The 11405-nt window shown below is 68.3% G+C and carries 9 protein-coding genes; 7 read left to right on the top strand and 2 right to left on the bottom strand.

Going from position 1 to position 11405, the window contains the following annotated elements:
- Nucleotides 1–30 precede the first annotated feature (30 nt).
- The 7 genes from dapA (at nucleotide 31) to ACLZOT_RS29595 (ending at nucleotide 7747) form a co-directional block, all read left to right on the top strand.
- Nucleotides 31–930 carry a 4-hydroxy-tetrahydrodipicolinate synthase gene (gene dapA, locus ACLZOT_RS29565; protein ID WP_416972170.1) on the top strand — a complete coding sequence of 300 codons (900 nt, stop codon included), beginning with the start codon at nucleotides 31–33 and terminating at the stop codon, nucleotides 928–930.
- Between the two features lie 211 nt (nucleotides 931–1141).
- Nucleotides 1142–2650, top strand: coding sequence for an aminobutyraldehyde dehydrogenase (locus tag ACLZOT_RS29570; RefSeq protein WP_416972171.1), 1509 nt, complete (start codon nucleotides 1142–1144; stop codon nucleotides 2648–2650).
- Nucleotides 2651–2711: 61 nt separating this feature from the next.
- Nucleotides 2712–3242, top strand: coding sequence for a cupin domain-containing protein (locus ACLZOT_RS29575; protein ID WP_416972172.1), 531 nt, complete (start codon nucleotides 2712–2714; stop codon nucleotides 3240–3242).
- Nucleotides 3229–4011: an IclR family transcriptional regulator gene (locus ACLZOT_RS29580; RefSeq protein WP_416972173.1), complete on the top strand. Its 783-nt coding sequence runs from the start codon at nucleotides 3229–3231 to the stop codon at nucleotides 4009–4011. The genes ACLZOT_RS29575 and ACLZOT_RS29580 overlap by 14 nt, the downstream gene beginning before the upstream one ends.
- 216 nt (nucleotides 4012–4227) lie before the next feature.
- Nucleotides 4228–5481 (top strand): aromatic ring-hydroxylating oxygenase subunit alpha, encoded by a 1254-nt coding sequence (locus ACLZOT_RS29585; RefSeq protein WP_416972174.1) that lies wholly within the window; start codon nucleotides 4228–4230, stop codon nucleotides 5479–5481.
- A gap of 71 nt (nucleotides 5482–5552) precedes the next feature.
- The gene (locus ACLZOT_RS29590) at nucleotides 5553–6749 is read left to right on the top strand and encodes a M24 family metallopeptidase (RefSeq protein WP_416972175.1); all 1197 of its coding nucleotides are present in this window, start codon (nucleotides 5553–5555) and stop codon (nucleotides 6747–6749) included.
- Nucleotides 6746–7747, top strand: a complete 1002-nt coding sequence (locus tag ACLZOT_RS29595) for an Ldh family oxidoreductase (protein WP_416972176.1) — start codon at nucleotides 6746–6748, stop codon at nucleotides 7745–7747. The genes ACLZOT_RS29590 and ACLZOT_RS29595 overlap by 4 nt, the downstream gene beginning before the upstream one ends.
- A gap of 515 nt (nucleotides 7748–8262) precedes the next feature.
- Here ACLZOT_RS29595 and ACLZOT_RS29600 read toward each other — a convergent pair.
- Both ACLZOT_RS29600 and ACLZOT_RS29605 read right to left on the bottom strand, forming a co-directional pair.
- Entirely contained in the window at nucleotides 8263–10170 is a 1908-nt protein-coding gene (locus tag ACLZOT_RS29600; protein ID WP_416972177.1) for an acyltransferase family protein, read from the bottom strand.
- Nucleotides 10167–11270 carry an LCP family protein gene (locus ACLZOT_RS29605; RefSeq protein ID WP_416972178.1) on the bottom strand — a complete coding sequence of 368 codons (1104 nt, stop codon included), beginning with the start codon at nucleotides 11268–11270 and terminating at the stop codon, nucleotides 10167–10169. The genes ACLZOT_RS29600 and ACLZOT_RS29605 overlap by 4 nt, the downstream gene beginning before the upstream one ends.
- Nucleotides 11271–11405: the final 135 nt, after the last annotated feature.

An 11405-nucleotide genomic window follows, 5' to 3' on the forward strand; every position in this document is an offset into this window, starting at 1 on the left:
AACTACCGCTTCACTTGAGGAGATTTGAGAATGTCGGCACAGCTGAGCGGTGTCCTGACCGCACTTGCCATCCCCTTCGCGGCGGACGGGCAGATCGACGAGAAGGTGCTGCGCCGTGTGGTCGACCGCAGTATCGACGGCGGGGTCGACGGCGTCGTCGCCTGTGGATCCACCGGTGAGTTCGCGGCGATGAGCGGAGCCGAGCGGCGCCTCGTCGTCGAGACGGTCGTCGACCAGACGGCCGGACGGGTGCCCGTCGTCGCGCAGACCGGCGCGCTGAGCACCAAGGAAGCCGTCGAGCTGTCCCGCCACGCGGAGGCCGCCGGAGCCTCGGTGCTCATGGTGGTCGCCCCTTACTACGAGCCGCTTACGCTCGACGAGACGCTGCGCTATCTGCGCACGGTCGCGGACGCCGTGGACATCCCGGTCATGCTCTACAACCTGCCGGGCGCCACCGGCGTCAACCTCTCCCCCGAGACCGTCGGCCGACTCGCCCGCGAGGTCGACAACATCCAGTACATCAAGGACACCAGCGCCGACATGACCCAGGCCGGGCAACTGATCCACAACTACGGCGACGTCATCTCCACCTTCGTCGGCTGGGACAGCCTGTTGCTCCAGGCGATCTGCGAGGGTGCCGCCGGTGTCATGGCCGGGACCGCGAACGTTATGCCGGCCGAACTCGTCTCCATACACCGGGCGTTGCGCGCCGGTGACCTCGACCGCGCGCGGACCGAGTGGGCGCGGATCTACCCGCTGATGGACGCGATCATGTCCGCCCCGTTCATCCAGGCGGTGAAGGTCGGCCTGAACGCGGCCGGCGTCCCGGTCGGCGCGCCCCGTGAACCCCTCCTCGGACTGGACGCCGCCACCACCGCCCGGATCACCTCCCTCGTCGAGGCGCTGCCGCAGCTGAACGCGGCACGCTGACGGACGGCGCGGCCGCCATGAGAATCCTCGACGGGCAAGACGTCCGAACCCTGCTCGAAGATCCTCGGCGGCCACGCCGACCGGAGAGCCGACCGGCCGACGAGATCGCCGGACGCGGAAGACGGCTCGAGCGGCAATCCAGGAAAGCAGGCGCCGTCGCGCTGAGAGTCCAACACTCGTCGTATCCACCACGCTCAAGGAGTTACTGATCATGACCTCCTCCGGCCTCACGACGGCCATGGTTCGTCGCGCAGTGGAAGCGCCGCCCCTGATCACCGAGGTCGACCTTCCTCCGGCCCGGCATTTCATCGACGGGAACTTCGTCGAGGGATCGACCGACCGCGTCATCGACGTCGTCGACCCGTGTTCCGAGGCTGTCATCGCCCGCATTCCCGAGGGCACCGCCGAGGACATCGACCGAGCGGTGGCCGCCGCTTTGGCGGCGCAGGCCGGGTGGGCACGGCTGGTCCCCAAGGAGCGCTCCGAGCTGCTGCACGCCATCGCTGACCGGCTGGCCCAGAACACGGAACTCCTGGCCAGGCTGGAGTCCGCGAACACCGGTAAGCCGCTTGCAGTGTCGACGGACGACGTCGGCCAGGCCATCGACACCTTCCGCTTCATGGCCGGCGCGGTGCGCGCGACCACCTCCCTGGCCGCCGGCGACTACGCCGAGAACCACCTGTCGGTCATCCTGCGGGAACCGCTCGGCGTGATCGGCGTGGTCACTCCGTGGAACTACCCCCTGCTCATGGCGGTCTGGAAGATCGCACCCATCCTCGCCGCGGGCAACACGCTGGTCCTCAAGCCGTCCGAGCAGACTCCCCTGACCACCCTGAAGCTCGCCGAAATCGTCGCCGACCTCCTGCCGGCCGGCGTGCTGAACGTGGTCAACGGCTACGGCCCGACCGTCGGTGCCCGGCTCGCCGAGCACCCGGACATCAACATGATCGCCCTGACCGGATCGGTCGGCAGCGGCCGCGCCGTCGCCCGGGCCGCCGCCGACAGCCTCAAGCGCGTACACCTCGAACTCGGCGGCAAGGCCCCCGTGGTGATCTTCCCGGACGCCGACCTCGCGGCCGCCGCATCGTCCCTGCGCGTCGCCGGCTTCTGGAACTCCGGCCAGGAGTGCGGGGCCGCCTGCCGCGTCCTTGTCCACGAATCCGTGGCCGGGCAGTTCATCGAGCAACTCGTCGGCGAGGTAAGGGCGTTGGTCGTCGGTGAGCCGCAGGCCGGTGAGGAGGTCGAGGTCGGCCCCATGGTCTCCAAGGCGCACTTCGACCGGGTCACCGGGTACCTGGAGCGCGCGAAAAAGGAAGGCGTACGGGTGGCGATCGGGGGCGGGGCCGTCGACGGACCCGGCTACTTCGTGGCCCCGACCGTGCTGGTCGACGTCCCGGAAGGCGCCGAGGTCGCCCGCCAGGAGATCTTCGGTCCCGTGATCACGGTGGAGACCTTCACCGACGAGGAGGAAGCGGTACGGCGCGCCAACGACGTCCCCTTCGGTCTGTCCGCCTCGGTGTGGACCGAGAACGCCCGCCGCAGCCACGGCGTCGCCGCACGCCTCGACTTCGGGACCGTCTGGGTCAACTCCCACCTCGTACTGGCCAGCGAAGTCCCCTGGGGCGGGTTCAAGGGATCCGGCTACGGCCGCGACCTGTCGATCTACGCCCTGGACGACTACTCGCGTACCAAGCACGTCATGCACAACCACGAACGCTGAACCCGTCCGCCCTGCCGGCCGAGGAAACACCGCTGTGCGCGCACACGCACCAGGAGGACCCATGCAACACCGTGACCCGACGGGCGCGGCCGAAGACGACCCGGCGCTTGCGCCTGTGCCGGGCCCGCTGCCCACAGTGATCTCTTCCGACGACGTCCCCCTCACCTTCTACACGCGCCCTGGCCGCAGCGGGTCCACCGACCGCTATGAGCCAGGTGATGCCCTCGTTCGCAACTACATCCAGACCGATCGTTTTCACGTGGGAATCTGGGAAGCCCTGCCCGGTGAGTCCTTCTGGACCGACTGCCACTCCGACGAGGAGGTCCTCTACGTCATCGAGGGTGAAGTGACAATCCTGGTCCTTCCCCTTGGCAAGGCCGTCGTCGGACGCCAGGGCGATCTCATTCGCATGCCCGCAGGCCTCGAACACCAGTCGATGAACCGGGGGACGAGGCCCCTGAAGGTTTTGTTCTTCAGTCCCCCCGACGCCATCGCAACGCGAGCAGACCCCCGTGCATCCGGCCTCCCCGGCGTGCAGCAAGCCGATGGTCCGGGAGCGAGGGCGTTATTGTCTCGCTATGAGGAACAGTAGCGAGATGCGAAATAACTCGGTCCATTCGGTCGACCGTGCGATCTCCATTCTTCAGGCCCTTGCTCGTCACGGGCCCGCAGGCGTGACCCGGATAGCCGGCGAGCTGGAGGTCCACAAGTCGACCGTCTTCCGGCTCCTGGCGACGCTCGAGGCGCGCGGGCTCGTCGAGCAGGACACGACCCGGGGGCAGTACCGGTTGGGCTACGGCGTCACCCAACTCGCCGCCGGCGCGACCAGGAAATACGACGTCACGGTCGTCAGCCGGCCGATCTGCCGGCAGCTCGCCGAGACGGTCGGTGAATCCGTCAATGTCGCAATCCGAGACGGCCGAGACCTGGTGACCATCGACCAGGTGATGGGCAACGCCTCCGTCACGACGGTCGATTGGGTCGGTCAGCGCAGCCCCCTGCACACGACGGCGCCCGGCAAGGTGTTCCTCGCCGCGATGCCGGCGGCAGATCGCAGGCACATCCTCGATCGAGGCCTGGAGCGATACACCGAGCACACCATCCTGGATGTGGAGGTGCTCGAAAAGCAGCTGGCGCAGGTGCGCGTGCAGGGATACGCATACACCGTGGACGAGCACGAGATCGGCCTTACAGCGGTCTCCGCGCCGATCCGCACCGCAGACGGAGAGGTCATCGCGGCCGTGCTTGTCTCCGGGCCCTCGTTCCGGATCACCGCGGAGACCCTTCCCGGGCTGGCCGAACGCGTCGTGTCCGCGGCCGCCGCCATCTCCGATCGCAACGGTTTCCCCAAGTCCGGCTGAGCCATGGCCCCGGCCGGTCGGGCTGGGGCACCGCCATCTCAATTGCCTGGAACCTGCCGGGCAGTGACCGTTGACAGGCCCTTGAGGTGCGCTGCACCCTTGCTTTGTTTCGCAGAGCACTCATGTTTCACATAGCGAAACACTCACCTGCCAGCTTGTCGCCGTCCCATCCGGGCGCCCCCGGATCCGACCCTTGGAGACATGACAGTGACGCACATGAGCATCGACAAGCCCGATTTGGACATCACGTCCGTCGTGAACCGCCGAGCGGTCGGCCACAGCCTCGAAGCACCCTTCTACACGAGCCAGGAGATCCACGAGCTGGACCTCGACGTCATCTTCGGCAGGCACTGGTTCTTCTGCGCCACGGAAGCCGAGATCCCCGAGGCCGGCGACTACGTGACGATCGACGTAGGGCCCCACTCCGTGATCATCGTCCGCGACGACGAAGAGGTGCGTGCCTTCCGCAACGTCTGCCGCCACCGAGGCTCGCGCCTCCTGTCCGAACCGTGCGGGTCGGTCGGAAACATTGTCTGCCCCTACCACCAGTGGACTTACCGAACTGACGGGAGCCTGGTCTTCGCCGAATACCAGCCGCCCACCTTCGACCGCGAGCAGTTCGGTCTCAGGCCCGCACATGTCCGGACGGTCGGGGGAATGGTGTTCCTCTGCCTGGCCGAGGAGCCGCCGGCCGACTTCGACGAGTTCAGTGAGTTCGTGGAGCCGTACCTGCTGCCGTATGACCTCAAGAACGCGAAGGTCGCTCACCAGACCGACATCGTGGAGGAGGGCAACTGGAAGCTGGTGATGGAGAACAACCGGGAATGCCACCACTGCGATGTGTCGCACCCGGAACTCCTCACCGCGTACTTCCCCTTCAACCGACACTCCGAGGAGGACGTCCCGCCGCGGCTGCTGCCACTGTACGAGCGCTACAAGGCCGCGGAGGCGGCGTTGACCGCCACTCGCACCACAGCCGGCTTCCCGCAGCAGGAGCGGCGGGAGCTGGACTCGCGTGCGACGGGATTCCAGCTCTTCCATCTGCCGCTCGACGGGGCAGGCGCATCGCTCGGGACCGGTGGTGAGCAGGTCTGCAAGAAGCTGCTCGGCTCCATCACCGACCCCAAGTTCGGTGACCTTTCGCTGCACATGCAGCCGAACGCCTGGTTCCACTTCCTCAGCGACCACGCCGTCGTGTTCTGGGTCCAGCCGCTGTCTCCCGGCCGGACCCTCGTACGCACCACCTGGCTGGTGCACCCCGACGCGGTCGAGGGCGTCGACTACGACGTCGACGCGCTGACCGCGGTCTGGACGGCCACCAACGACGAGGACCGTGCCCTGGTCGAGGGCACTCAGTGCGGCGTCGCCAACTCCGGCTACGTGCCGGGTCCCTACTCGACGGTCGAGGACGACGTCGAGGCCTTCGTGAACTGGTATGTCCAGCGGATCCGGGCGAGCCTCCCGGTCTGACTCCCACCAGAGACGTCATGCCGCCGCAGGATCGACAGCAGGGTTCTGCGTGGCTGAGAGGAGACTGCGTCATGATGGTCGACCCCGTGCACCGGCAGCCGATCACGATCGACGTCAAGGCCCTGCAGGCCGAGCGTCTCGCGCGTGCGCAGGCCGGCATGAAGGCGGCAGGGCTGGCCGCCGCACTGCTCTTCGATCCCGCCAATGTCCGGTATGCGACCTGCGACGGGCAGTTCCTGGTGGCCAATCTGCACTGCCCCTACCGCTGGGCACTGGTCTTCGCCGAGCACGATCCGATTCTGTGGGACGGTGCCGAGCAGGTGCACCTGAGCCGACTGCACTGGGGCGGCGAGATCCGCACGGCAGAAGGCTTCGCCTTCTTTGGATCGGGCCTGCACAGCAGACGTGTTGCCAAGAGGGCCATCGCCGAAGTGGTCGCCGCACTGCAGGAGCGGGGGCTGCGGGAGGAACCGCTCGGTGTCGACCGCGTCGACGCGGTCGCCTTCCTCGAACTGGCCGCTCAGGGGATCGAGGTCATCGACGCCGTCCCGGTGCTCGAGACGGCTCGCGCGGTGAAGACGCCGACCGAACTCGACGTCCACCGCGACAACGCACGTCTGGTGGACGAGGCCGTTGCGGCGTTTCTCCACCACCTCAAGCCGGGCCGGACCGAGAACGAGTTGTGGGCGGACCTGGCTCACGAGACCTTCTCGCACGGGGCACTTCATGCCGAGGCACGGCTGCTGTGCTCGGGGCCCAGGACCAACCCGTGGATGCAGGAGGCGACGCACCGCGTCGTACAGAACGGTGACCTCGTGGCTTTCGACACCGACCTGGTGGGCCCGTTCGGCTACTTGACCGACATTTCGCGTACCTACTTGTGCGGTGATCGTCCGGCCACCGCGGAACAGCGAGAGGTGTACCGGGCGGCGTACGAGTTCGTTCACGAAAGCATCCCCGAGTTCGTCGCCGGACGCAGTTTTGCGGAGCTCGGCGAGATGCTGGGGAAGCGCATTCCGGAGAAGTACCGCCAGCAGCGCTATCCCTTCATCGCCCATGGGTGCGGTGCCGCGGACGAGTATCCGGTGATCACGATGAAGGACCACCACCCGGGCATGATCGAGTCCGGAATGGTCCTCAGCGTCGAGGGCTACATGGGAGCCGTCGGCGGAACGGAGGGCGCCAAGTTCGAGGAGCAGATCATCGTCACCGAGGGTGCACCGGAACTCATTTCTCACGCTCCGGCGGACGAACGGCTCCTCACGTGACGGCCAACGAGGCCGGAACGGTCACGGTCGACCACGACCGGCTGGTTGAACTCTGCGCCCAGGCCGCACAGGCCGCCGGTGCCGATCAGCGGGCTGCACAGGCGCTTGCCAAGGCCACAGTCGCGGCTGAGGGCGCAGGAAACACCGCGGTCGGAGTCGCCCACTTGTTTGACTACCTCCGGTCCTACGAGTCAGGCCGGATCGCCGTTGGCGCGGAACCCGAGGTGCTCCGGCCGGCACCGGCCTGCATCGTGGCCGACGCCCGTCACGGTCTCGCCCAGGTCGCCTTCGACGCAGCCTTCACCGATCTGGTGGAGGCGACGGCACGCCTTGGGACGGCGACTCTGTGGATCCGCAACGCCTACACCTGCGGAGAACTCGGCTATTACCCGCGCCGACTGGCCGAAGCGGGACTCATTGCCGTGGCGTGTGCCAACAGCCCGGCGTTGATGTCACTCGGGGGTTCGGCCACCAGGGTGCTCGGCACCAACCCGATCGCCTACGCCGTGCCGCGTGCCGGCGCCCCACCGTTCGTCATTGACCAGGCGTCCTCCCAGACGGCGTACGTCAACGTACGGCACGCGGCACAAGCCGGAACTGCCCTGCCCCAGGGCTGGGCGATCGGACCGGACGGAGCGGCGACCACCGACCCGGACGAGGCCCTACGGGGCGCGCTGCTGCCGTTCGGCGGTCACCGCGGAGGCAACATCGCGCTGCTCGGCGAGCTGCTGGCCACCTTGGCGGGAGCCGCCTTCTCGATCGACGCGGCTCCCTTCGACCACGGATCTGATCCCCCCGGTATCGGCATGTTCGTCCTCTGCCTGTCTCCGGACCCGTTCCCAGGAGCCGTCGACCGCGCGGAACACCACCTCCAACGCCTGCATGACCAGCACGCCGTACGGCTGCCGGCCTGGACCGCATCCGCGCAGCCCCCGAAGACCATCCGGCTCGACCGCGACCTCGCCGACCGGCTCCTCGCAGAGACACGGCAACGATGAAGAAGAGCACCGCCATCCTCGACGTAACCGTGGCTTGCAGGGTCGCCGGAACCACGACCGGGTCGGCAAGACGGACGATCTGTTCGAGATCCCGGCGGCCGCCGACGCCATTCGTGCCGAGGCCGATCAGCAGGACCTGGTTCAGCCGACCCTGCTCACCGAGAGAGCGCACCACGGCGGGGCCGACAGACAGTTGGCGGCTGAGCTCGGCGTTCGATGGTCATGCCGGGGAATTCTTCCTTCCGGCCGTCGCCGAGTTGGACCAGCCGGCGATCCTGATCGGCGGGCGGCGGCACGAGCCCGAACTCACCAAGACGGTGGGCTGCTGAGCCACCTCGTCGTGGAAGGCCCGGAGGTCAGCCGTGCCGACCTCACATCCTGGCGGTCCACGTCCGCGAGAAGGACAGTCCCCATCCTGCTCTGCTACTCGAAGCCATTGTCGAATCTCGTCGTCGATGCGTGACGACGGCATGGCTGGTTTCGATTCGCTTGCGGCGCAGCACGGCAGGGGCCCCTCACGTCCGTTCCTTCGCGTGGTCCAGGGCTTGCGCGACTGTCTTCGCGTACAGTCTGCCGCCCGCGGGCCCGGGGTGGATGCCGTCGTCCGCGAGCAGGTCGTCCTTGCCCTGGATGGCTCGATCCCAGTCCGCGAGCACCACGTTCGGGTGCGCCGCAGCGGTCTGCCTGATCGCGGTGTTCACCTGGTCCTTCCAACCGAGGGGGCCGTGCACGGTAACCAGGACGACGGTGCGATGACCGGCTTCCCGGACGATCTGTTCGAGATCCTGGCGGCCGCCGACGCCATTCGTGCCGAGGCCGATCAGCAGGACCTGGTTCAGTCGGCGCTGCTTACCGAGAGAGCGCACCACGGCGGGGCCGACGGACAGTTGGCGGCTGACCTTGGCGTCGATGGCGATGCCGGGGAAGTCTTCCTGGAGTGCCGGGGCGGCGGCGACCATGACGGAGTCACCGACAGCCGTGACGCTTTCGGCACCTGTGGGGTGCGTCGACCGGTTCGCTGCACCGCCGTGGAGGGCACGTTGCGCAGCGGCTATCCGGTCGGCGGCGCTGTTCCCGTCCCCGGCGGTGGAGATGCCCCAGGCGGCGACGAGAACGGCAAGCCCCGCGCCGACGGCCAGCACGCGGGGGACCCAGGAAGGCCGTTTCGCAGCCCTGTCGTCACCCGGGGCCCCGTGCCGGGAATCACCTGCACCGAAGCCGCCGTCCGCACGGAGCGGATCGGTTGCCGCCCGCCTGTCCTCGCCGGCCAGTGCCGCGAGCACCATCGTGGCCGTCCGGCGCAGACCGTGGCGGCGCAGGGGTTCCTCCACCCAGCGGTAGGAGGCCGCCGCCACGGCCACTGCCAGGGCCGCGGCGCACAGGCCGTTGAGCGGCACGTCCCGTGCGGTGTGCCCCTTCGGCACAGCCAGCGCGATCAGCGGCATGTGCCAGAGATAGATCCCGTAGGACCGGCGGCCGATCCAGCGCAGCCAGGAGGCACTCATCACCGTGACGAAGACCGAGTCGGCCTGCGCGGCGGCCAGGACGACGGCACCGGCGGCACCGGCTGCGGCGGCGAAACCCCACGGGTACAGGTGGGCGGAGTCGGAGTGGATCACGCCGGCCAGCACCCACAGCACCATCCATCCCACCACTCCGGCCGCCCCGCACACCCGAGGTGCCCAGCGGTGCTTCCAGGTACGCGCGGGCGGAACCATGAGTGCGAGGGCTGCGCCGAGCAGCAGCCCGAAGGCGTGGGTGTCGCTGCCGAAGTAGGCGCGGGAGGTGTCCTCACCTGTCTGGTGGAGCAGCACCATCAGAGCGAGGGACGTGCCCGCCGCTGCCAGGACGACCGCCACGCGAACCCGTGCATGGGCATGGGGCACCGCCCACAGCAGCCCCAGGACCACCAGGGGCCAGGCGAGGTAGAACTGTTCCTCCACACCGAGGGTCCATAGGTGCTGGAAGAGGGGCGGGGGCCCGAAGGAGGCGAAGTAGGAGGCGTGGGTGCTGATCTGCCACCAGTTGTTGGTGAAGGTCAGCGCCGACAGGATGTCGCGTCCGGAGGCGTCGATCCGCGCAGGGCGCCAGAGCGCCGCCACGGCGGTCACGGTGACCAGGAGGGTGACCAGAGCGGGGAGCAGTCGGCGTGCCCGGCGTAGCCAGAACTGCAGGAGGTCGATCCGGCCGGTGCGGTGCCGTTCTGCGCACAGCAGGTTTGTGATCAGATAGCCGCTGAGGACGAAGAAGACATCGACCCCGAGGAAACCGCCGGGCAGCCAGGACGGGTCGGCGTGGTACACGACGACGAGAAGAACTGCCAAGGCCCGTACGCCGTCCAGCCCGTGCAGGTATGGACACGGGGCAGGACCGCGCTGATGGATGACGGGGCGGTTGAACACCATGGTCGTGGTGTCGCTCACTGCTTTCCACCCTCTTCGCTCCGGGCGGGCAGCGATCGGTCCTCGCGCAGCGCCTTCCAGATGGCGCCGGCCTGTGCCGCCTCAGGGACGACCCGGTTGGGATCCTGCGGGGCTGGGGTGACGGGCAGGGTGCGGAAGTCGACGCGGTCGGCGTCCAGTCCGTCGAGGGAGCGGGCGAAGGACGTCAGCGAGGCGAGCGAGCCGAGGCCCTTGTCCGTGGTGATGGCGCTCGTGACGTCGTCGAGGAGCCGGTAGAGCTTGACGGGATCCGTCAGCAGGTCAGCGGAGCGTATCTGGCCGATCAGGGCCTTCATGAAGATCTGCTGGAGCCTGATTCGGCCGAGGTCGCTGCCGTCGCCGATACCGTGCCGGGTCCGTACGAGGCCGAGGGCCTGTTCGCCGTCGAGGCGCTGTGTTCCCTTGGACAGATGAGCGTGGCTGTAGTGGTCGTCGATGTTCTGCGGGACATCCACCCGGACCCCGCCGAGCGTGTCGATCAGCTTCTTGAAACCGGAGAAGTCGATCTCCACGACATGGTCGATCCGCAGCCCGGACAGCTCCTCGACGGTGGCGACCGAGCAGGTCAAACCCCCCGTCGCATAGGCGGAGTTGAACATGACGGACCGCGCAGCCGGAGCGTCACCCGAGCTGGTGGCGCAGGACGGCCTGTCGACCAGGGTGTCCCGCGGGATGCTGATCACCGAGGCGGATCGGTGGCCCTTGGCCACATGGACGACCATGGCGGTGTCGGAGCGGGCGCCGCCTTCGTCCCGGCCGTACTCGCGGTTCACTCCCGACCGCGAATCCGAGCCGAGCAGCAACACGTTCACCGCGCCGGGAGACGTGCGCTCCGGCCGGGCCTTGGCGTCAAGCTGCCCGTCGACGTCCTGCGAGGCGATATTGCCGTTCAGATTCTGATACGCGAAGGCGACGCCGGCCCCCAGGGCCGCCGTGACCACCGCCGCCGTCACCAGCAGCCGGCGTGCCGGGCGCCGAGCGGACGGCACCGCGGTCCGGGCGCGGGCGCCGCGTCGCCGATGGCCCGAGCGCCGGCTGTTGTACCGGTCGGGCTCACGGACTGGGAGACGTCGGTCGGTCATACACTGCTCCATCGGACAGTCCGCGACGGACTTCGCGGGGGTGCTGCCGATGGTTGACGGCGCAGGTCTACGGCCCGCCTCCGCCGGCCGTCCGTGGAGACTCGAAACCTGCTCGGTCGTGTATCCGCCGTGTAT

Origin of the sequence: Streptomyces sp. 4F14, from assembly GCF_048159485.1 — a bacterium.
Taxonomy (GTDB): Bacteria; Actinomycetota; Actinomycetes; order Streptomycetales; family Streptomycetaceae; genus Streptomyces.

Bases quoted from the DNA above. Each gene is read 5' to 3' on its own strand.
- ACLZOT_RS29605 (WP_416972178.1), bottom strand. From the start codon at position 11,270: ATGACCGACCGACGTCTCCCAGTCCGTGAGCCCGACCGGTACAACAGC.
- ACLZOT_RS29570 (WP_416972171.1), top strand. From the start codon at position 1,142: ATGACCTCCTCCGGCCTCACGACGGCCATGGTTCGTCGCGCAGTGGAA.
- ACLZOT_RS29575 (WP_416972172.1), top strand. From the start codon at position 2,712: ATGCAACACCGTGACCCGACGGGCGCGGCCGAAGACGACCCGGCGCTT.
- dapA (WP_416972170.1), top strand. From the start codon at position 31: ATGTCGGCACAGCTGAGCGGTGTCCTGACCGCACTTGCCATCCCCTTC.
- ACLZOT_RS29585 (WP_416972174.1), top strand. From the start codon at position 4,228: ATGAGCATCGACAAGCCCGATTTGGACATCACGTCCGTCGTGAACCGC.
- ACLZOT_RS29590 (WP_416972175.1), top strand. From the start codon at position 5,553: ATGATGGTCGACCCCGTGCACCGGCAGCCGATCACGATCGACGTCAAG.
- ACLZOT_RS29580 (WP_416972173.1), top strand. From the start codon at position 3,229: ATGAGGAACAGTAGCGAGATGCGAAATAACTCGGTCCATTCGGTCGAC.